Below are 20656 nucleotides of genomic sequence, written 5' to 3' on the forward strand. Positions count from 1 at the left end.
CCTACCGGCGCCCGATCCGCTGCGACTGCGCAGCGGATCGGGCGCCGCTGTCGTCCCTGTCCACAGATGTGGGTCCGGGCGGAGGCGGGGAGGTGGCGGGCGGGGGAGGGTCGGAGGGTGCACGCACGCCTCGACCCAGGCCCCCAGCTGGCCGACCTCGCCGTCCTGCAGGCGGGCGTGGTGTCCCTGGAGCAGGCCCGCGGGCACGGGCTGGGACGCAACTCGGTGGCCCGGCTGGTGCGCGAGGGGCGGTGGCGGCCGCTGGGCCGCGGCGTCTACGCCGTCCACGCCGCCGAGGAGCCGCGCTGGCTCGGGCTCGCCTGGGCGGGGGTGCTGGTCGGCGGGGACGGCGCGCGGCTGGGCGGCTGGGCCGCCGCCCACCTGCACGGGCTGGCGGAGCCGCCGCCGGAGCTGGAGGTGTGGCTGCCCCGCGACAGCCGGGTGCGCGGCGGGGTGGGCCCGTGGCGCTTCCGGCACGAGCGGCCCGGCACCCACCGCACGACGCGCGTCGGCGACCCGCCCCGGCTGGGCGTCGAGGACACCCTGCTCGACCTGCTGGCCGAGCTCACGCCCGACGAGGCCGTGGCGCTGCTGATCCGCGCCGTGCAGACCCGCCGCACCACCCCCGACCGGGTGCGCCGGGCGGCGGCGGAGCGGCCGCGGCTGCGTCACCGCCGGCTGATCGCCGAGGTGCTGGCCGAGGTGTCGGCCGGTGTCGAGTCGCCGTTGGAACGGCGCTACCTGCACGACGTCGAGCGGGCCCACGGCCTGCGAGCGGGGCAGCGGCAGCAGCGGGCGTCCGGCTCGGTGCGCGACGTGGTGTACCTCGACCACGGCTGGTGGTGGAGCTGGACGGCCGCTTCCACGAGGGGGCCGGACGCTTCCGCGACATGCGCCGGGACAACCTGGCCATGCTCTCGGGCCAGCGGACGCTGCGGTTCGGCTGGCCGGACGTCACCCAGCGGCCGTGCGAGGCGGCGTCCCAGGTGGCGACGCTGCTGGTCGACGGCGGCTGGGGCGGGCTCTTCCGCCGCTGCCGACGCTGCCGGTCCGTGGTCTGAGCCGGCGGCGCCCGATCCGCTGCGACTGCGCAGCCGATCGGGCGCCGCTGCTCACGTGGAGGCGTCCTCTGCGGTGCGCACCCGGCGGGGGACCACCAGCACCGCCGCCAGCAGCAGCACCGCGACCCCGGTCGAGACCACCAGGACGTCGTGCACGGCCGGGGAGAGCAGCTCCGCCGGCAGCGCGGCCTCACCGCCGCCGTGGCCGCCCAGCTGGGTGCCGACGCGGGCGTTGACCACCGCACCGAACACCGCCAGCCCCAGCGCGCTGCCCATCGACCGGGCGAACATCACCGCCCCGGTGACCACCCCGCGCTCCTCCCAGCCCACCGTGGACTGGGCCGCGATCAGCGTCGGGGCGGCGATCAGCCCGAGGCCGACACCGACCCCGAAGCAGCCCGCCGCCACGTGCCACACCGAGCTGTGCAGGCCCAGCGGCAGCATCGAGGCCGTGCCCGCCAGCGCCAGCACGGCACCAATCAGCCCGGTGTCGCGGAACCCCAGCCGCAGGTAGAGCCGTCCGGCGTTGGCGGCGGCCAGCGGCCAGCCGAGGGTCATCGCCGCCAGCGCGAACCCGGCGACCAGCGCGCTGGTGCCCAGCACCCCCTGGGCGTAGACGGGGATGTAGGAGGTCAGCCCGATCAGCAGCGCACCGACGGCGAGGCTGCTCAGGTGCGCCCCGTTGAGGACCCGCCGGCCGAAGACCCAGCCGGGCAGCACGGGCTCGGCGGCCCGGCGCTCGACCAGCACGAAGGCCAGCGCGGCCACGGTGCCGGCGCCCAGCACCAGCAGCGAGGTCGGCGAGGTCCAGGCCCACTCGACCCCGCCGGACAGCAGCCCCAGGATCAGCAGCGAGGCGGCCACGGTCAGCAGCGCGGCGCCTGGCCAGTCGATCCGATGGCTGGTGGGCCGGGTGCGCTCGGTGAAGCGCCGCACCAGCACCCAGGCGGCGAGCCCGCCGAGCGGGATGTTGACGAAGAACACCCAGCGCCAGTCGAGGAAGTCGACGAAGATCCCGCCCAGGGTGGGACCGACCACCGAGGAGGCCGCCCACACGCTGGCCACGTAGCCCTGCACCCGGGCCCGCTCGGCCACGGTGTAGATGTCGCCGATGATCGTCATGCCCATCGGCTGCACCGCCCCGGCGCCGATGCCCTGCACGGCCCGGAAGGCGATCAGCGCGGGCATGCTCCAGGCCAGCCCGCACAGCACCGAGCCCAGCACGAAAGAGCCGATGCCGACGAGCATCACGGTGCGCCGGCCCAGCACGTCGGCCAGCTTGCCGAAGATCGGGGTGGTGACGGCCTGGGCCAGCAGGTAGGCCGAGAACAGCCACGGGAACTGGCTGAAGCCGCCGAGGTCGGCGACCAGGGCGGGCACCGCGGTGGCCAGGATGGTGGAGTCGATGGCCACCAGACCGGTGCTGAGCATCACCGCGAGCAGCACCGGGCCGCGCTCGGAGCGCAGCCCCACACCGGCACGGGTCGCCTGCTGCTCGGTCACCGACCCATTCGACCACGCCAGCCGCGGGCGGCCCGCGTCCCCCTGCCCGGCGGGACGGCTCGGGCAGACTCGGGGGGTGCCAGAGCTGCCGGAGGTCGAGAGCGCCCGCGCCACCATCGAGAGGGGGGCGCTGGGACGCAGGATCGCGGCGGTGGACGACACCGACCGCTACGAGTGCCGTCCGCACGCCCCGGGCGAGATCGCCCGGGCCCTCGTGGGGCGCCGGCTGGTCTCGGTCCACCGGCGGGGCAAGTCGATGTGGTGCGAGACCTCCGGGGCGGACGGCGGCGAGGGCGCCGGCCCCGCGCTCGGCATCCACCTGGGGATGAGCGGGCGGATCGTGGTGACGGATGCGGACGGCAGCTCGATCGAGGGCGGGGACTGGCTGGGCGGCCGCTACGGCAGGGTCGCCGACCAGCCCGACCGCAAGCCCGAGTGGGACCGCTTCACACTCACCTTCGACGACGGCGGCCAGCTGCGGCTGTTCGACAAGCGCCGGCTGGGCCGGGTCCGGCTCGACCTCGACCTGTCCGCCCTCGGCCCGGACGCGCAGCAGGTCGACCTCGCCGAGTTCGCCGCCCGGGTCGGGCGCGGCACGGTCGCGGTCAAGGCGCGGCTGCTCGACCAGTCCGTGCTGGCGGGGGTGGGCAACCTGCTGGCCGACGAGACGCTGTGGCAGGCGCGCATCTCGCCGCGGCGTCCGGCCGGGGAGCTGGGCGCCGAGGAGCTGGCGGCGCTGCACCGGGCGCTGCTGGCGGCCACCGAGGCCGCCATCGCGCGGGGCGGTGTCCACACCGGTGAGGTGATCGAGCACCGCACGCCCGGCGGCCACTGCCCGCGCTGCGGCGCCGAGCTTGCCCGCGCCACCGTCGGCGGACGCACCACCTTCTGGTGCCCGGCCGAGCAGCGCTGACCCGCCGCGACGGCGGCCTGACGCCCGTCCGGCGCGGCAGCGTCAGGCGGGCCGGGGTGCCGGCGGGGACGCTGCTCGGCCGCGGGACGCCGGCGCCGCGACGCCGGCCGCCGCGACCGAGTGGTTGTGGCCGAAGACGTCCTCGGGGTCGTAGCGGTCCTTGAGTGCGCGCAGGCGGGCGAGCGTGGGTCCGGGGAAGATCTCGGCGAGCCGCTCGGGGCGCCGGTCGGTCTCGAAGCTGGAGTAGATCCCCGAGAAGTGGTGGCTCATGGCGTCCCAGCGCCGGTCGAGCCGCTCCCGGGACGTGCCCAGGGCCACCGCCTGGAAGCCGGCCGTGCGGTGGGCGTAGGCGGTGGCCCCGGCGGGGACGTCGTTGACCGCGCCTCCCACGGAGCGGATCTGGAAGAAGTAGAGGTCGCCGCTGCGCAGGAGCCGCTCGGCGTCGTCGGCGAACTGCGGACTCAGGTGCTCCAGCATCGCCGACCGGGTGACGGGTTCGCCCTGGCCGGCGTGCACGTCGTCGGTGCGCTGCACCACGCCGCTGTACGGCAGCAGCTGCACCAACTGCTGCACCAGCGGCGCCAGCCGGGCGAAGGGCTGCAGCCGGGCGACGATCGTCTCGGGGTCGTCGGAGGCGACCACGGCCATCACCTGCGCCAGCACCTGACCCCCGCGGGGACGTCCCATGATGAGGAACGGCGTCAGGTCCCGCGGCGCGGTCTCGACGAGGGCGCCGAAGTCCACCAGGAAGCCCGCGACGTCGTCCACGGCGAAGGCCAGCTGGGCGAACCCGACGTCGCCGACCTCGGCGACCTCGAACTCGAAGGCCGTCACGATGCCGAGGTTGCCGCCCGCTCCCCGGAGACCCCAGAACAGGTCCGGGTGGTGCTCCTCGTCGGTCCGCACCACCGTGCCGTCGGCCAGCACGACCTCGGCGGCTCGCAGGTGGTCGATCGTCAGACCGTGCTGGCGGGCGAGGAACCCCAGTCCGCCGGCGGTGGCCAGACCGCCCACCCCGACCCCGCCGTAGTCGCCGGAGGTGAGGGCCCACCCGTACGGCTGCAGCGTCTCGGCGACCTGTCCCCACCGCGCGCCGGGACCGATCCGCACCCGGCGGGTCCGGTGGTCGAGCACCTCGACGGCGTCGAGGTGGCGGAGGTCGAGGACGATGCCGCCGTCGTTGGTGGAGCGGCCGCTGATCCCGTGGCCGCCGCTGCGGACGGCCAGCGGCACGGGCTGGCTACGGGCCCAGCCGAGAGCGGTGACGACCTGCTCGGTGTCACGGGGGAGCAGGACCAGTCCGGGGCTCCCGCCGCGCAGGTAGTTCGAGCGCATGCTGCGGTAGCGGGCGTCCCCCGGCTCGACCGTCTCCAGGCCGGCCGGGACGTCGTCGTAGTCGATGCCCGCTCGCCGGCGGGCACGGACACGGGCGGGTCGGGTCGGCGCCGGGCGGGTGCCGCGGGATCTGCGGGTCGCGGCGACGAGGTCGCGCAGGGCCGGGGCGACCGCGGTGGCGAGGTGCTGCACGGTGGCGGGGTCGGTGGTGGCCAGCAGGACCGTGTCGATGCCGTCCTCGACCACCAGCCGGACCAGGGCGGGCAGGTCGGGCAGCGTGGCCAGGGTCAGCAGGCGCCGGATCTCCGCCGGGTCGCGGCCCGCCCGGTCGGCGGCGGCGTCCAGGCGCGACTGCGCCGCGGCGACGGTGGTCGGGTCCGGCGCCTCGGTCCACCAGCCGTCCGCGGTGCGGGCGGCGAGGTCGAGCAGCGCCTCGTCGGTGCCGCTGAGCCAGACCGGCAGCTCGTGGGCCGGCGCGGGCCCCGGCTCGGCTCCCGGCACCCGGTGGAGCGGCCCGGCGGCGCGCACCGGGCCGCGGTCGGCCGTCCACATGCTGCGCAGGACGGCGATGGTCTCCCCGACCGCGCCCGCGTGGGGCTGCACGCCCAGGGCCGGGGAGGCGGCGCCGGTCGGGACGGCGGTCAGACCGAGCTCCAGGCGGCCGCCCGTGATCCGGTCGAGGTCGGCGGCGGCGCGGGCCAGCACCGCGGCAGTACCCGTCGGTGCGAGGGCGTGCGTGGCCAGCGTGATCCTGTCGGTCGTGCCGGCCAACCAGGCGAGCGTCGTCCACGGGTCCGGACCGCTGGGCCCGGAGGCCTCCCCGGCGGCGGCGTCGGTGACGGCCAGCAGGTCCAGCCCGGCCTCGTCGGCCGTCCGGGCCAGCCGGGTCAGCCCGTCCGGGGTCAGCACCGAGGGGTCGACGGCCACGCCGAGCCGGACCGGGTACCCGTGGTCGCGGGTCATCGGGCCGCCTCCTCGCGGTGCTGGGCGACGACCTCGCGCAGGGCGGGGGCCACCTCCTCGCCGAGGACGCGCAGCGACCGCTCGTCGTCGCCGGTCAGGACGTAGCCGCTGAACCCGAGCTGGAGGGTGAGCTCGGCGAGCTGCTCGACCCACTGCGACACCGGTCCCTGCAGGAACCCGGTGCTGGCGCCCGTGGTGAAGGTCCCGCCGATGTTGAGGAGCCGGCGGACGGCCGAGGGCTCGCGCCCGGCCGCGGCAGCCGCCTCGTCGATGCGCGCGTTGGCGTCGACCAGCTCCTGGGGGTCCTTGATGTAGGGCAGGGACGGCAGCCAGCCGTCGGCCTTCTGACCCGTCAGGGCCAGCATCTTCGGCTTGTACGCCCCCAGCCAGATCGCGACCGGGTGCGCCGGTGCGGGTCCGCGCTTCGCGCCGCGGACGCCGTAGTAGGTGCCCTCGACCCTCAGGCTCTGGCGGGTCGAGGTGTCCCACACCCCGCGGATGACGTCGATCGCCTCGCTGAGCGCGGTGACGGCCTGACCGGGGCTCAGCCGGCGCCCGCCCATCGCCTCGATGGCGTCCCAGAAGCCGCCGGCGCCCAGCCCGAGCTCGACGCGGCCGCCGCTGAGCAGGTCCAGGCTCGCCACCGCGCGCGCGAGGACCGCGGGCGGGCGCAGCGGGAGGTTCAGCACGTTGCCGGAGAGCGAGATGCGCTCGGTGCGCGCGGCGACGTAGGACATCAGCGTCCAGGTGTCGAGGAACCCGGGCTGGTACGGGTGGTCCTGGAAGGTGACCAGGTCGAGACCGGCCACCTCGCTCGCCCGTGCCAGCCGGACCACCTCCTCGGGGCGGGCGTTCGTCGGGGTGATGAAGGAGCCGAGCAGGAGGTCGTGCCCGTAGTCGCTCATGGTGGGTCCTGGGATGTCGTGCCGCAGCGGATCTGCGGTCACACAGATCGTATGTCCGACAGATGATCGGTTCAACCGTGCGTCGCGACGTACGATGGGTGGATGGCGAGGACGACGACCGACGGCGGCCGGCTGGGGCACCAGGAGCTGGGCTGGACCCTCGGGGTGCTGCTGCGTCACTACCAGGACGAGGTGGGCCGGGTCCTCGACGACGTCCCGCAGGGGCACCGCGGGTTCCAGGTGCTGACCTCGGTCGTGCACGGCGACCAGCGCAGCCAGCTGGCGCTCGCCCGCCACCTCGGCATCGACCGCACGGTGATGACCTACGTCGTCGACGACCTCGTCGCCGCCGGCTGGGTGGAGCGCCAGGTCGACCCCGACGACCGGCGCCAGCGACGTCTGGTGGCCACGCCCGCCGGCCGGCAGCGGCTGGCCCGGCTCGAGCTCGACGTCCGTGCCGCCGAGGACCGGGCCCTGTCGAGCCTGCCCGGCGAGGACCGCGCCACGCTCCGGCACCTGCTCGGGGTCGTCGCCTGCGCCATCCGGCAGGTCGACCCGGTGGACCCCTGCGAGGCGGTCGAGTCGGCCCTCCGGCCCCGGTAGCTCCGTCGCGTGCCGGTGGGCACCGGCGGCGCGGGCCAGGGGCGTCACGGGGTGGCCCGGAGCGACCCCCGAGAGAGCCCTGAGCAGAGTTGAGCGGAGGTGGCTCAAGTTGGAATACTGGTCCTCGACGACAGGTTGAGCCGGTAGGACTCAAGGTGGGTCCTCCCCATGCCGTACGAGGAAGTGCCCATGAACACTGAGAAGCTGACGAGCCGCAGTCGTGACGCGGTCACCACCGCCGTCCGGCTGGCGCTCACCAACGGCAACCCCACCGCGGAGCCGGAGCACCTGCTCCGGGCCCTGCTGCTGACCCCCGACAACACCGTGGCGCCCCTGCTGGAGGCCGTCGGTGCGCAGCCGGACGTGGTCGCGGCGGCGGCCGAGGGCGCGGTGGCGAAGCTGCCCTCCGCCCAGGGGTCCTCGGTGGCCCAGCCGCAGCTGTCGGGCGCCTTCGCCCGGGTGCTGGCCGACGCCGAGACCCGTGCCGAGCAGCTCGGTGACTCCTTCGTGGCCACCGAGCACCTCCTCATCTCCCTCGCCGCCGTCCGCTCCGCGGCCAGCTCGCTGCTGGCCGAGCTGGGCGCCGACGCCAAGTCGCTGACCAAGGCCTTCGAGGAGGCCCGGGGTGGCCGGCGGGTCACCTCGGCCGAGTCCGAGGGCACCAGCTCGGCGCTGCAGCAGTACGGCGTCGACCTCACCGAGCGCGCCCGCGAGGGCCGGCTCGACCCGGTGATCGGGCGCGACACCGAGATCCGCCGGGTGGTGCAGGTGCTCGCCCGGCGCACCAAGAACAACCCCGTCCTGATCGGTGAGCCCGGCGTGGGCAAGACCGCCGTGGTCGAGGGGCTGGCCCAGCGGCTGGTGGACGGCGACGTGCCCGACTCCCTCAAGGGCCGCCGGCTGGTCTCGCTGGACCTCACCTCGATGGTGGCGGGCGCGAAGTACCGCGGTGAGTTCGAGGAGCGGCTCAAGGCGGTGCTCAACGAGATCCGCGAGGCCGAGGGACAGGTCATCACCTTCATCGACGAGCTGCACACCGTCGTCGGGGCCGGCGCGGCCGAGGGCTCGATGGACGCCGGCAACATGCTCAAGCCGATGCTGGCCCGCGGCGAGCTGCGGATGATCGGCGCCACCACCCTGGACGAGTACCGCCAGCGGATCGAGAAGGACCCCGCGCTGGAGCGCCGGTTCCAGCAGGTCTTCGTCGGCGAGCCGACCGTGGAGGACACCATCGCGATCCTGCGCGGGCTGCGGGAGCGCTACGAGGCCCACCACAAGGTGGCCATCACCGACGGCGCCCTGGTGGCCGCCGCCACGCTGTCGCACCGCTACATCACCTCCCGGCAGCTGCCGGACAAGGCGATCGACCTGGTCGACGAGGCCGCCAGCCGGCTGCGGATGGAGATCGACTCCTCCCCGGTCGAGATCGACCAGCTGCGCCGCAACGTCGACCGGATGCGGATGCAGCGCTTCGCCCTGGAGAAGGAGGAGGACCCGGCCAGCCGGGAGCGGCTGAGCCGGCTGACCGCCGAGCTGGCCGACGCCGAGGAGGAGCTGCGCGGGCTCGAGCAGCGCTGGGAGGCCGAGAAGCAGGGCCTGAACCGCGTCGGTGAGCTGAAGAAGCAGATCGACGAGCTGCGCGTCGAGGCCGACCGCGCGCTGCGCGAGGGCGACCTGAACCGCGCCAGCGAGATCAGCTACGGCCGGATCCCGGCGCTGGAGCAGGAGCTGCGCAGCGCCGACGAGGCCGAGCGCAACAGCACGCCGATGGTGGCCGACGAGGTCGGCGCCAACGACATCGCCGAGGTGGTCGCCGCCTGGACCGGCATCCCGGTCGGTCGGATGCTGGAGGGCGAGTCCGAGAAGCTGCTCCACATGGAGGAGCGGATCGGCGAGCGGCTGATCGGGCAGCGTGACGCCGTCCGGGCCGTCTCCGACGCCGTGCGCCGCTCGCGCGCCGGCATCTCGGACCCGAACCGGCCCACCGGCTCCTTCCTCTTCCTCGGTCCCACCGGTGTCGGCAAGACCGAGCTGGCGAAGGCGCTGGCCGACTTCCTCTTCGACGACGAGCACGCCATGGTCCGCATCGACATGAGCGAGTACGGCGAGAAGCACTCCGTCTCGCGGCTGGTCGGTGCCCCTCCGGGCTACGTCGGCTACGAGTCGGGTGGTCAGCTGACCGAGGCCGTCCGGCGCCGGCCGTACTCGGTGGTGCTGCTGGACGAGGTCGAGAAGGCCCACTCCGAGGTGTTCGACGTGCTGCTGCAGGTCCTGGACGACGGCCGGCTGACCGACGGCCAGGGACGCACGGTCGACTTCCGCAACGTCATCCTCATCCTCACCTCCAACCTCGGCTCGCAGTTCCTGGCGGACCAGAGCCTGGCCCAGGAGGTGAAGCGGGACGCGGTGATGGGCGTGGTCCGGCAGGCGTTCAAGCCCGAGTTCCTCAACCGGCTCGACGAGGTCGTCCTCTTCGACACGCTGGGCACCGAGGAGCTCACCCGCATCGTCGACATCAACCTGGCCCGGCTCAACCAGCGGCTGGTCGACCGCCGGCTGCGGGTGGAGCTCACCCAGGCGGCCAAGGACTGGCTGGCGCTGACCGGTTTCGACCCGGTCTACGGCGCCCGTCCGCTGCGCCGGCTGGTGCAGTCGGCCATCGAGGACCAGCTGGCCCGCAAGGTGCTCTCGGGCGAGGTGCAGGCCGGTGACGTCATCACCTTCGACCCCGACCCCGAGGGCGACGGGCTGCGGGTGCTCGAGGCCACCACGGTCGGCTCCTGACCGCCCGGCCCTGACCGCTCCGGTCAGGCCGCACCCGGCCGCTCCGGCCGTCCCGGCGTGAGGGCCCGCACACCCCCCGGGTGTGCGGGCCCTCGTCGCGTCCGGCCGCGGGCTCGTGGTGCACCGCCGCGACCGGCCCCGGCCGGCCGCCGCACCCGCGACGGCCTCCGCCCGGCGGGTGGCCCCGCTCAGCGCCCGGACAGCCGGCAGTCCAGGCCGCGGTCGACCGGGCGGTGCCGCAGCAGCTCCAGCGCCCGTCCGGTCGGCAGGTCCCACCCGGCGGGGTCGGGTGCGAGGTCGAGCCGGCGCAGCGTGCAGGAGCGCAGCGGCTCGGGCAGCCGGTCCAGCGCCGGCACGGCCTCGGCGGTGAGCGTGCCGAGGTAGCGGGCGTCGAGCGTGCCGGTGGCGGCGTGCCGGGCCACGTTGCGCTCGGCCACCACCCGGTCCGGACCCGCCGCGGTCAGCGCCAGCAGCATCACGCACCCCAGCCAGACCGCGATCCGCGGCACCCAGCTGCCGCGCAGCCGCACGCAGACCGTCGCGGCCAGCAGCAGCACCACGGCGACCCACACCTCGAAGGTGGCGACCAGCAGCCGCAGCCGGCTGGCGCCGAAGGCCGCCTCGTAGAGGGCCATCCGGTGCAGCGCGGAGGCCGCCACGGCCAGCGCGAGCAGGCAGAGCGTGCACAGCAGCCCGCGGAGCCAGCGGCGGTCCGCGGGGGTGGCCCGGGCGGCCCGCCGGACGGTCGTCGCCACCACGACCAGCACCAGGCAGGTGGCCGCCACCAGCTGGCCGAACCCCTGGTGGACGTGCTCGGCGTGGCTGGTGCCGTGGGCCCGCAGGTAGGCCTCGCCGCCGAACAGGGCGGAGGCCTGGGCGGCCAGGAAGACCGCCAGCACCACCACCACCGAGCCGACGGGGACGCCCCACTCGCTGCGCCGCAGCGGCGGCCGCGGTCGGGCCCGCAGCACGCCGACGTCCGGGGGCAGCACGACCACGGTGAGCAGCGACCAGGTCAGCAGCAGCACCGCGCCGAGGACGAGCAGACGCAGCGGCAGCCGGTCCAGGTCGGGCACCAGCCCGAGCACCCAGGAGGCGAAGACGTCGTCGGCGCTGGCGAGCAGGCCGGTGAACACGGCGACCAGCCCCGCGGCCACGACGGCCGTCCGCACCGTCCGGCCCAGGGTGGCGGGGTCCTGCCGACCCGCGCCCAGCGAGCGGGCCAGCCACGGCAGTCCGCGGACCCAGGCGATGGCGAGGGCGGCCACGGCGGCCAGCGCGGCGCCGGTGCTGCGCGCCCGCGTGCTGGTCAGCGGGACCAGGGCGATCGCCGCGGCCCAGCACAGCAGCACCGCCCAGGACGAGGAGGTCAGCACGCCGGTGAGCACCATCAGCCCCGCCAGCGCGGCGGTGGAGAGGTCCCCGCGCCGCGCCCGGGGCCGGTGCGCGACCACGACCAGCGCCAGGACGAGCCCGGCGACCACCGTCGCGGCCACGCCGACACCCGCACCCGGCGCCGTGGTCGCGGCCACCACCGCCGGCAGCAGGGCCGCCAGCGCCAGCCCCCGGTGCTGCTGGCCCGGACGCGGGTCGGGCCAGAAGCTGCCGAACAGCGCGTCCACCGGGCTGCCCACGGCCGCACCGCCGGGGGTGAGCTCGACCGGCGCGCCGGTGCGCGGATCCGCGGCCCGGACGGCAGGTGGGGCGGCGGACGTCTGCGTCCCCGGCCGCCGCGGTGGCCCGGGTGGTCGCGCGGGCGCTGCGGTGGGTCGGGCCCCGGCGGGTGGCCGGGGAACCGGGGGGACGGACCGGGGGACCGGGTCGTGCACGGCAGCTCCTCCACGGGTGGCTGGTCGCCGGCCCGCTCGCGGACCCCTCGGGCCGACGGCGGGGGCGGCGCCGACGCTAGGACCCCGCCGCCGCCCCGGGGGAGGGCCGGCGGGCGACCGGTGCCCGGGGTGGTAGCGGGCGGGGAGCAGGGTCGCAGCCACGCCCGGGCGGGGCACGACCCCGGGCCGAGCGCGGCGACGGCGGGCACGGCCCGCAGGCGGACGCCTGCTTCCCCACCCGCCCCGGCGGGGGGCGGCGTGTGCGCTCCGGGCCGGAACGGGTACGACCCGGTCAGACGACCTGAGGAGGAGCCGTGAGCGAGGACCAGCAGCCCGACGACCCCCGCGCGATGGACGAGGAGGAGCTCGAGGACCCGCCGCCCGCCTCCACCCAGACCTCCGGCGACGAGCCGGTGGTCGAGGAGGAGTACGCGCAGGGCAGCACCACCGACTCCGGCGGCGCGGACCGCGACGCCCCGGCGGGAGAGGACTACGCCGGCAGCGGTTTCTGAGCCGCCGCCCGCCGGGCGACGGGCCCGGCCGCCCGCCGGTCCGGCGGGCACGACGCCGCTGACCCCGGGACCACTAGGGTCCCTGGCATGCCCAGACCACCGCTCTCACCCAGGGCGGTGTCCCTGCAGCGCCACGGCACGATCCTGTGGGGGGTGCTGCTGCTCGGGGTCTGGCTGCTCGGCACGGCCTTCTGGACGGTGCTGGGCGCCAGCGGCTTCTTCGACTCCGGCGGCGCGGACGAGCCGGTGCCGCCGGCCACGGCCGCCGTCGCCTACTTCATCGCCTCCCAGCTGCTGGTGGGTCTGTTCGGCGTCCTCGGGCTGGTCCTGGTGGTCGTCGGGCTCCGGGCCGGCCGCCGCGCCCGGGCCTTCGAGCAGCGCGACCGGGCGCTCGCCGCGGCGCTGGCGGGCGCGGTCGACCAGCTGCGCCGGCTGCCTGCCGAGGCGGTGTACGAACCGGGCGAGGGCGACGTCGTGCTGCGCGGCGCCCGGCTGGTCGAGGTCTCCCGCCACTTCGACAGCCAGGCCCACGGGGCGGTCACCGGCACGATGGTGCACCGCATGCGCAGCTTCGGCAGCTCCTTCTCGCTGTCCTACGGCGCCTCCTCGGGGCTGGGCGTCGGCTCGAGCAGCTTCAGCTCCTCGGCCGTCGGCCTCAGCTCGGTGGACCTGCAGCTGAGCGCCACCACCCGCGACGACCTGATGGGCGACGCCCTCTTCGCGGTCTTCGAGGCGCCCGGCCCGGCCGGCCCCGAGGACGTCCACCGGGTGGTCAGCATGTCGGCCGCCGCGGCCATGGGCTGGGTGAGCGACCTGGTCGCCTCGGTCGCCTACCAGCTGGGCGGACGCGACACCCACGCCGGGGCCACGCTGCTCGCGGCGGCGGGGGAGCTCGCCGCCCGCTTCGCCCCGCCCGACGTCTCCTACACCACCGACCGGCTGATGGCCCTGGAGCGCCGGTCCGCCGCCGAGCGTGCGCCCGTGACCGTCCACGGACCCGCGATCGGGCGCAACGCCCTCCTCGGCGCGGGCATCAGCATCGACGGCGGGACCCCGCTGCAGCTGCTGCCGGCCGGGTTCCCGCAGCTGTTCGGGCAGGTGGTGGGCCAGGCCCTGGCGGCCGCGGAGCAGCAGCTGCCCGGCGGCAGCAGGCGCGCCGTCACCGCCTGAAGGCGCCGCTCACCTGTCGCGCTCGAGCAGCTCCTCGTAGAAGCCCACCACGTCGCCGAGGAAGTCCGCGACCACCGCCTGCTCCTCGGGCGTGCGCCGCTCGACGAGGGCCACCACGCCGTCGATGATCGGGCGCAGCTCCTCGAAGACCCGGGCCACGGACTCGGCGTCGGGGGCCACGGTGACCCGACGCCGGTCGTGCGGGTCGCGGCGGCGGTGCGCGTGCCCGGCGGCGCTCAGCCGGTCGATGACGTGCGTGGTGGCGGCGGTGGACATCTCCATCCGACGGGCCAGCTCGCTGGCGCTCATCGGCCCGTGCAGCAGCAGGTGCTCCACGGCCGCCAGGTCGGTGGGACCGATCCCGAGCGTGCGGGCCAGCTGGCGCTGCACCTTGTCCGCCAGCACCTGCAGCTCACGGACCCTGGCGGCCACCGGCGGCACCTGCGTCCGGGGCAGCTGCGCGGGCGGGTCGGCGGGCTCGCTGAGCGGCCCGGGGTTGCTCCGCGGGGACATGTGGGCGATGCTAACCACTCGAGTAACTAAACGACTTGGTAACCAAGTGAGGTGATCGCGTGGCGGTCCTGGTCGGCACCACGCGGCGTGCCTGGCTGGTCCTGGTGGTGGCGGTGCTGGCGGTGGGGGCGGCCTTCGCGTGGACGCCGCGGGTGGACGACGCGGCCCTCCCCGGGGCCGGTCTGCCGGCGGAGACGCAGTCGGCCCAGGTGGACGCACTGCTCGAGGAGTTCCCCGGAGCCGACGACAGCGCCGCCCTGCTGGTGTGGGACCGCGGCGGCGAGCCGCTGGACGACGCCGACCGGCGTGCCGTGGGCGAGCGGGCCGCCGCGCTGGCCGAGGAGTCCACCACGCCGGAGGCGGTGCGTCCGCAGGTCAGCGAAGACGGCACGGCCGCCCTGGTGGTGGTCCCGGTGGCGGGTGCGGACGTCGACGCCGACCTGGCCGGGCTCGCCGACCGGTTCCGGGCGCTGGCGGCCGAGGACCTGCCGGCGGGTCTGACCTCGCGGCTGACCGGTCCGGTGGGGTTCTCCGACGACGTCTCCGGGGCCTTCGCCGGCGCCGACCTGCGGCTGCTGCTGGTCACCGTCGCCGTCGTGGCGGTGCTGCTCATCATCACCTACCGCAGCCCTCTGCTGTGGCTGGTGCCGCTGCTCGTGGTGGGCACCGCCGACGGGCTGGCCCGCGTCGTGGTCGCGCCGGTCGCGGAGGCGGCCGGGCTGCCGGTGGACGCCTCCATCTCCGGGATCCTCTCGGTGCTCGTCTTCGGGGCCGGGACGAACTACGCCCTGCTGCTGGTGGCCCGCTACCGCGAGGAGCTGCAGCGCGAACCGGACCGCCACGTGGCCATGGCCACCGCCGTGCGCAGCGCCGGTCCCGCCGTGCTGGCCAGCGGCGGCACGGTGGTGCTGAGCCTGCTGACCCTGCTGCTGGCCTCGCTCGAGGGCAACCGGGCGCTCGGTCTGGCGTGCGCGCTGGGGGTGGTGCTGGCCATGGCCTCCGCCCTGCTGGTGCTGCCCGCCGCCCTGGTGGTGTGCGGCCGGGGGCTGTTCTGGCCGCTGGTGCCGCGGGTGCGGGACGACGGCGAGGACGTCCGCCCGGGGCTGTGGCACCGGCTCGGCGAGGGGGTGGCGCGGCGGCCGGCGCTGGTGGCCGTGGTCGCCGTCTGCGGGGTCGCGGTGCTCGCCCTGGGGCTGGGCAGCTACCGGGTCGGTCTCTCCCAGACCGAGCAGCTGCTCGGCGAGCCGGAGTCCGTGCAGGCTCAGGCGGTGCTCGACCGCTCCTTCAGCGCCGGGCTGTCCGGCGGCATCGACGTGCTGGTGCCCGCCGACCGGGTCGAGCCGGCGGTGGCCCTGGTCGAGGGCCTGGACCGGGTCGGGTCCGTCCGCCCGCTCGGTGAGCACGAGGGGCTGGCCCGGCTCAGCGTCACCAGCTCCGAGCCGCCGCAGAGCGAGGGCGCCTTCCAGCTGGTCCGCGACCTGCGCAGCGGCCTGGCCGCCGAGCCGGGACTGGAGGGGGCGCTGGTCGGCGGCTCCGACGCCACCGCGCTGGACACCCTCGTGGCGGCCGAGGAGGACCTGGAGCTGGTCGTCCCGCTGATCCTCGGCGTGGTTGCGCTGGTGCTGCTGGTGCTGCTGCGCTCGCTGCTGGCGCCGGTGCTGCTGATCGCCAGCGTGCTGGGCACCTTCTTCGCCAGCCTGGGGGCCGGGGCCTGGCTGTTCGAGCACGTCTGGGGCTTCCCGGCGCTGGACGCCAACGTCACCCTCTACGCCTTCCTGTTCCTCATCGCCCTCGGGGTGGACTACAACATCTTCCTCACCAGCCGGGCCCGCGAGGAGCGCGCGGTGCTGGGCTACCGGGCCGGGATGGTGGCCGCCCTGGGCAGCACCGGCGGGGTGATCACCAGCGCGGGGATCCTGCTGGCCGCCGTGTTCGCCGTCCTGGGGGTGCTGCCGGTGGTGGCGCTGACCCAGATCGGGGTCGTCGTCTGCCTGGGCGTGCTGCTGGACACCCTGGTGGTCCGCACCCTGCTGGTGCCGGCGCTGGCCTTCCTGACCCGCGAGGCGTTCTGGTGGCCGCGCTGAGCAGGATCTGAGGCCGCGGCCGGGCTGGCCCTAGGGTTGGCGGGTGGCCGACGAGGGAGAGCGCTCCGAGCTGGTGCCCGACCGCGACGTCCCCGGCGCCTTCGTGGTGGTGACCGGGGAGACCGAGCAGTCCTGGGTGGACCCCGACGACCCCACCCGGCTCGAGTTCGACTACGTGCAGCGCATCGCCGACGCGCTGGACGCCCACGCCCCGGCCGGCCAGCGGCTGCGGGTGGTCCACGTCGGCGGCGCCGGGATGACGCTGCCCCGCTACGTGGCCCACACCCGGCCGAGCTCGCCGCAGATCGTGCTCGAGCCCGACAGCGAGCTGACCCGGCGGGTGCGCGAGCAGCTGCCGCTGGGCCGTCGCAGCGGGATCAAGGTCCGCGACACCGACGGGCTCAGCGGGATCGCGGCCATGCCGGCCGACTACGCCGACGTGGTGGTGCTGGACGCCTTCGTCGGGGGCCGGGTCCCGTCCGAGCTCACCACGTCGGAGTTCTTCGCCGACGTGGCGCGGGTGCTGACCGCCGACGGGACGCTGATGGTCAACATCACCGACCAGGCGCCGTTCGACTACGGCCGCCGGGTGCTGGCCGGGATGGCCGAGCACTTCCCGCAGCTGCTGGTCAGCAGCGAGCCGGCCACCCTCAAGGGACGCCGGCTGGGCAACGTGGTGCTGCTCGGCTCGGCCCGCCCGCTGCCGGTGGCCGAGCTGACCCGGCGGGCGGCGGGATCGGCCTTTCCCTACCGGCTGGTGGTGGGGGAGGCGCTGCAGAAGTGGCTGCGCGGCTCACGCCCCTTCACCGTGGCCGACCCCGGCTCCTCACCCGCGCCGGGGCGCGGTCTCACCCACTTCAGCTGACCGCGGTCCGGGACGCGCGCGCCCGGCGACGACGGGCGGCGAGGGCCATCGCGACCAGCCCGGCCGCGGTGACCACGCACAGCGCCGCGGGGATCGTGAACACGCCGGGGACGCCGAACCAGCCGACCCCCACCGCCCCGACCACCCCGCCGATGCCGGCGGCGAAGCGGAGCGCGGAGAAGTACAGCGAGGAGGCCATGCCGATGCCCTGCGGGTAGAGGTCCTGGGCCACCGTGATGCCGATCCCTCCCAGCGCGGCCCACATGATCGCGTGCAGCACGGTCGCCGCGACGAGCACCAGCTCGCTGTCGGCGACGGCGAAGCCCAGGTTGGCCCCGACCCCCAGCAGCACGCACACCACCACCACCCGCTGGGCGCCGTACCGGTCGGCCAGCACGCCGGCCAGCGGGATGAACACGACCATGGCCAGCGACTGGGTCGAGATCACCGCCCCGCGGAGCCAGTCGGGGGTGCCCAGCTGCAGCTCCATGTAGATCGGCAGGTAGGCCAGCCGGATGGTGTCCCCGCACATCGCCAGCACGCCGAGGCCGAGGAAGGTCAGCAGCGGGGCCAGACCGGCGGAGGAGCCGCCGCGTCCCCGCGAGCTGCCGCGCGCCTGCTCGGGCACCGCCCGCGGCACCCGCTGGCGCACCAGCGGCACCACCTGCACCAGCGTGCAGAGACCGGCCGCCACCAGGGTCAGCCGGAGCCCGACCAGGCCGCCGAGGACGCTGCCGACCAGCGGGCCGCTCATGAACCCGAGGCTGAAGCCGAGCCGCACCGTGGACATCACCCGGTTGTCCGCCCCGGTGGGCACGTGGGTCAGCTGGTCGCGCACGGCGGCGAAGACGAGGGAACCCGTCGCCGCCGCGAACCCCAGCACCGTCAGGTTGACCACGAAGGCCATCCACACCTGCGTGGACAGCGCCATCACCACCCAGCCGAGCAGACCCACCACCGCCCCGACCCGGAACAGCGTCAGCCGGTCGGTGAGCCGGTCCGACCAGCGGCCGACGACGAAGCCGAGCACCGGGGCGGCCAGGTTGGTGAGGAAGAACAGCCCCGCCACCGGCAGCGACGCGTGCAGGTCCTGCACCAGGAACAGCGACAGCTGCGGCAGCGCCACCGACATCCCCAGCCCGGCGAAGAAGAGGCTGACCAGCGCCCGCCGGTACAGCCCCGGGCCCATCACCAGCGACAGCGCCGACCGCGACTCGGTGGCGACCGCGGGCTGGGGCATGTCCTCACCGTAGACCGCCGCTCCGGCGGCCCTGCACTGGCACAGTGGCCCCGTGACGACCACCACCCTGCCCGAGCTCACCCCGGACGCCCGCTGGTCGGTGTGCCTCCGCGACGCCGCCACCTCGACCGTGCTGGCGGCCCGGGACCCCGGTCGGGTGCTGCGCACGGCCAGCGTGGGCAAGGTCTTCCTGCTGGCCGAGGTGGCCCGCCAGGTCGAGACCGGCGAGCTCGACCCGGCCGAGCGGCTGGCGCGCGAGCCCGAGGAGTGGGTGGCCGACTCCGGGCTGTGGTACCTGCTGGACGAGCCGGCGCTGGGGGTGCTCGACCTGTGCCGGCTGGTCGGGGCGTTCAGCGACAACCTGGCCACCAACGTGCTGCTGCGCCGCGTCGGCGTGCCGGCCGTCACCGCGACCACGAGGGCCCTGGGCTGCCGCGACTCGGCCCTGCTGGACCGGGTCCGCGACGACCGCGGTCCGCAGCACCCGCCCACGCTGTCGCGCGGCAGCGCCGCCGAGCTGTCGGAGGTGATGGCCCGCCTGCACCGCGACGAGCTCGTCTCCGCGCCGGTGAGCGCCCGGGTGCGACGCTGGCTGGCCGCCAACGCCGACCTGTCGATGACCGCGTCGGCGTTCGGGCTCGACCCGCTGGCCCACGCCGACCCCGACCGGGGCACCACCCTGGTGAACAAGACCGGCACCATCTCCACCGTCCGGGCCGACGTCGGCCTGGTGCAGGGCCCGGCCGGGGCGCTCGGCTACGCCGTGCTGGCGGAGTGGGCCGAGGGCACCGACGCCCGTGACGACGTGCTGGCCGGCATGCGGGCGGTGGGGGAGGTGCTCCGCGCCGCGGTCGCCGGCTGAGGGCGCACCGCCGGGGGGAGGGGACCGTTCAGACGGTGTCGAGGAAGCGGGTCAGGATCCGCAGGCCGCCGCGCAGCGAGGCCACCGGGACCCGCTCGTCCACCCCGTGCACCCCGGCCACGGTGCGCCCTGCCGGGTCCGGGGTGAGCGGCGCGAAGCCGTAGCAGGCGATCCCCAGCCCGCTGAACGCCTTGGCGTCGGTGCCCCCGCCCAGGCAGGCCGGGACGACCACCGCGTCGGGCACCTCGGCGCGGACCGCCGCCGCGGCGGCGGCGAACCAGGGGCTGTCCACGGGGGCCTCCACGGGCGGGTTGAAGACGCTGTGGTGCACCTCGACCCGGTCGCCGAGCAAGTCGGGCAGCCGGGCCAGCAGCTGCTCCTGGTAGCCGGGCGGGCAGCGCACGTCCACCTCGGCGGTGGCGCTGCCGGGGATGACGTTGACCTTGTAGCCGGCGCCGACCACGGTCGGCGTGGTGGAGGCCCGGACGGTGAACCGGGCGACCTCCGCCGCCCCGGCCAGGTCGGCCACCGCCCGCTCGACCCCGGCCTCGTCGGACAGGTCGACCTCGTGGCCCAGCGCCGCGGCGGTCTGCTCGAGCTGGGCCCGCACCAGGTCGGAGAGGTGCACCGGCCAGCGGTGGTGCCCCAGCCGGTGCAGCGCGTCGACCAGGGTCAGCACCGGGTTGTCGTCGTGCGGACGCGACCCGTGCCCGGAGGTGCCCGTCGCGGTCAGCCGCAGGTGCATCGTGCCCCGCTCGCCGGCGGCGACCCGGGCCAGCCGGACCGGGCGGCCGTCCCGGGAGGTGTGCTCCTCCACGGTCCCGCCCGACTCGCCGACGGCCGCCGCCACGCCGGCGAACAGCCCGGGGTGCTCGTCCACCAGCCACTGCGCCCCGTAGGCGCCGTCGGTCTCCTCGTCGGCCACGAAGGCCACCACCACGTCGCGGCGGGGGCGGCGGCCGCTGCGGCCCCACTCCAGCAGCACGGCCAGGGTCATGGCGCACATGTCCTTCATGTCCACCGCGCCGCGGCCCCAGACCCAGCCGTCGCGCTCCACGCCGGCGAACGGCGGGACGCTCCACTGCTCCGGCTCGGCCGGCACCACGTCGAGGTGGGCGTGCACCAGCAGCGCGGGCAGCCCGCGGTCCGCCCCGGGGACGCGGACCACCACGTTGGCCCGGTGCGGCGCGTCGGGGCGCGCCAGCAGCACCGGCTCCCAGCCGGCCTCGGTCAGCAGCCCGGCCACCCAGCGGGCCGCCTCGAGCTCGCCCTCGGCGTCCCCGGGAGCGCGGTTGGTGGTGTCGAAGGTGATCAGCCGGCGGAGCAGGCCGACCACGTCGGCCTCGGCGCCCGACGGGGAAGGGGGGATCGTTGCGGAACACATGTCGCTGGCCACCCTGTCGCACACCGGCACGGCAGGCCAGCGCACGGGACCGGCGGTGAGACGCTGGTTAAGGATCGGTTACGTATCCTGCCCCGACCGTTGACACCGCGGCGGGCGGGCTGGTTGGTTC

Annotated in this window: 16 protein-coding genes and 1 pseudogene; 10 read left to right on the plus strand and 7 right to left on the minus strand. The window is 75.8% G+C overall.

What is annotated here, in order from left to right; all coding sequences use genetic code 11:
- Window positions 1-66: 66 nt before the first annotated feature.
- Window positions 67-225 (plus strand): annotated as a pseudogene (locus tag GC722_RS19450) (hypothetical protein); the annotation flags it as partial.
- Between the two features lie 614 nt (window positions 226-839).
- Window positions 840-1061, plus strand: coding sequence for a hypothetical protein (locus GC722_RS17610; protein ID WP_197429858.1), 222 nt, complete (start codon window positions 840-842; stop codon window positions 1059-1061).
- Window positions 1062-1112: 51 nt separating this feature from the next.
- Here the strand turns inward: GC722_RS17610 and GC722_RS04735 are convergent, their stop codons facing one another.
- A complete protein-coding gene (locus tag GC722_RS04735) occupies window positions 1113-2564 on the minus strand; it encodes an MDR family MFS transporter (RefSeq protein ID WP_331714382.1) in 1452 nt (483 codons plus the stop codon).
- 76 nt (window positions 2565-2640) lie between these two features.
- Between GC722_RS04735 and GC722_RS04740 the strand changes: the two genes are divergently transcribed.
- The gene (locus GC722_RS04740) at window positions 2641-3477 is read left to right on the plus strand and encodes an Fpg/Nei family DNA glycosylase (protein WP_197429794.1); all 837 of its coding nucleotides are present in this window, start codon (window positions 2641-2643) and stop codon (window positions 3475-3477) included.
- 42 nt (window positions 3478-3519) lie between these two features.
- Here the strand turns inward: GC722_RS04740 and GC722_RS04745 are convergent, their stop codons facing one another.
- Both GC722_RS04745 and GC722_RS04750 read right to left on the minus strand, forming a co-directional pair.
- Entirely contained in the window at window positions 3520-5775 is a 2256-nt protein-coding gene (locus GC722_RS04745) for an LLM class flavin-dependent oxidoreductase (protein WP_156608389.1), read from the minus strand.
- A complete protein-coding gene (locus tag GC722_RS04750) occupies window positions 5772-6680 on the minus strand; it encodes an LLM class flavin-dependent oxidoreductase (RefSeq protein WP_156608391.1) in 909 nt (302 codons plus the stop codon). Before GC722_RS04750 ends, GC722_RS04745 begins: the two co-directional genes overlap by 4 nt.
- 102 nt (window positions 6681-6782) lie before the next feature.
- On the opposite strand from GC722_RS04750, the gene GC722_RS04755 reads away from it, so the two are divergent.
- Together GC722_RS04755 and clpB are read left to right on the plus strand one after the other, a co-directional pair.
- A complete protein-coding gene (locus GC722_RS04755; RefSeq protein ID WP_156608393.1) occupies window positions 6783-7283 on the plus strand; it encodes a MarR family winged helix-turn-helix transcriptional regulator in 501 nt (166 codons plus the stop codon).
- A gap of 189 nt (window positions 7284-7472) precedes the next feature.
- Complete coding sequence (gene clpB, locus GC722_RS04760) at window positions 7473-10067, plus strand: ATP-dependent chaperone ClpB (RefSeq protein WP_156608395.1); 2595 nt, start codon at window positions 7473-7475, stop codon at window positions 10065-10067.
- A gap of 188 nt (window positions 10068-10255) precedes the next feature.
- Here the strand turns inward: clpB and GC722_RS04765 are convergent, their stop codons facing one another.
- Window positions 10256-11701, minus strand: coding sequence for a DUF4153 domain-containing protein (locus GC722_RS04765; protein ID WP_156608397.1), 1446 nt, complete (start codon window positions 11699-11701; stop codon window positions 10256-10258).
- A 509-nt stretch (window positions 11702-12210) separates the two neighbouring features.
- Between GC722_RS04765 and GC722_RS04770 the strand changes: the two genes are divergently transcribed.
- Together GC722_RS04770 and GC722_RS04775 are read left to right on the plus strand one after the other, a co-directional pair.
- On the plus strand, window positions 12211-12408 hold the full coding sequence (locus GC722_RS04770) for a hypothetical protein (protein ID WP_156608399.1): 198 nt from the start codon (window positions 12211-12213) through the stop codon (window positions 12406-12408).
- An 87-nt stretch (window positions 12409-12495) separates the two neighbouring features.
- On the plus strand, window positions 12496-13578 hold the full coding sequence (locus GC722_RS04775; protein ID WP_156608400.1) for a hypothetical protein: 1083 nt from the start codon (window positions 12496-12498) through the stop codon (window positions 13576-13578).
- A gap of 9 nt (window positions 13579-13587) precedes the next feature.
- Here the strand turns inward: GC722_RS04775 and GC722_RS04780 are convergent, their stop codons facing one another.
- Window positions 13588-14091 carry a MarR family winged helix-turn-helix transcriptional regulator gene (locus GC722_RS04780; protein WP_156608401.1) on the minus strand — a complete coding sequence of 168 codons (504 nt, stop codon included), beginning with the start codon at window positions 14089-14091 and terminating at the stop codon, window positions 13588-13590.
- A gap of 59 nt (window positions 14092-14150) precedes the next feature.
- Between GC722_RS04780 and GC722_RS04785 the strand changes: the two genes are divergently transcribed.
- Window positions 14151-16175 (plus strand): MMPL family transporter, encoded by a 2025-nt coding sequence (locus tag GC722_RS04785; RefSeq protein ID WP_197429795.1) that lies wholly within the window; start codon window positions 14151-14153, stop codon window positions 16173-16175.
- Window positions 16176-16218: 43 nt separating this feature from the next.
- The gene (locus GC722_RS04790) at window positions 16219-17040 is read left to right on the plus strand and encodes a spermidine synthase (protein WP_331714383.1); all 822 of its coding nucleotides are present in this window, start codon (window positions 16219-16221) and stop codon (window positions 17038-17040) included.
- On the opposite strand, the gene GC722_RS04795 is transcribed toward GC722_RS04790, so the two are convergent.
- Window positions 17033-18280, minus strand: a complete 1248-nt coding sequence (locus GC722_RS04795; RefSeq protein WP_156608402.1) for an MFS transporter — start codon at window positions 18278-18280, stop codon at window positions 17033-17035. The two genes, GC722_RS04790 and GC722_RS04795, sit on opposite strands and share 8 nt — an antisense overlap.
- 52 nt (window positions 18281-18332) lie before the next feature.
- Between GC722_RS04795 and GC722_RS04800 the strand changes: the two genes are divergently transcribed.
- Complete coding sequence (locus GC722_RS04800; RefSeq protein WP_197429796.1) at window positions 18333-19142, plus strand: serine hydrolase; 810 nt, start codon at window positions 18333-18335, stop codon at window positions 19140-19142.
- Window positions 19143-19170: 28 nt separating this feature from the next.
- Here the strand turns inward: GC722_RS04800 and GC722_RS04805 are convergent, their stop codons facing one another.
- Window positions 19171-20526, minus strand: a complete 1356-nt coding sequence (locus tag GC722_RS04805; RefSeq protein WP_156608403.1) for a M20/M25/M40 family metallo-hydrolase — start codon at window positions 20524-20526, stop codon at window positions 19171-19173.
- Window positions 20527-20656: the final 130 nt, after the last annotated feature.

Origin of the sequence: Auraticoccus cholistanensis (genome assembly GCF_009742705.1) — a bacterium.
Classification (GTDB): domain Bacteria; phylum Actinomycetota; class Actinomycetes; order Propionibacteriales; family Propionibacteriaceae; genus Auraticoccus; species Auraticoccus cholistanensis.

Coding starts and splice junctions, on each gene's coding strand:
- GC722_RS04745 (WP_156608389.1), bottom strand. CDS start 5,775: ATGACCCGCGACCACGGGTACCCGGTCCGGCTCGGCGTGGCCGTCGAC.
- GC722_RS04780 (WP_156608401.1), bottom strand. CDS start 14,091: ATGTCCCCGCGGAGCAACCCCGGGCCGCTCAGCGAGCCCGCCGACCCG.
- GC722_RS04755 (WP_156608393.1), top strand. CDS start 6,783: ATGGCGAGGACGACGACCGACGGCGGCCGGCTGGGGCACCAGGAGCTG.
- GC722_RS04795 (WP_156608402.1), bottom strand. CDS start 18,280: ATGCCCCAGCCCGCGGTCGCCACCGAGTCGCGGTCGGCGCTGTCGCTG.
- GC722_RS04750 (WP_156608391.1), bottom strand. CDS start 6,680: ATGAGCGACTACGGGCACGACCTCCTGCTCGGCTCCTTCATCACCCCG.
- GC722_RS04775 (WP_156608400.1), top strand. CDS start 12,496: ATGCCCAGACCACCGCTCTCACCCAGGGCGGTGTCCCTGCAGCGCCAC.
- clpB (WP_156608395.1), top strand. CDS start 7,473: ATGAACACTGAGAAGCTGACGAGCCGCAGTCGTGACGCGGTCACCACC.
- GC722_RS04805 (WP_156608403.1), bottom strand. CDS start 20,526: ATGTGTTCCGCAACGATCCCCCCTTCCCCGTCGGGCGCCGAGGCCGAC.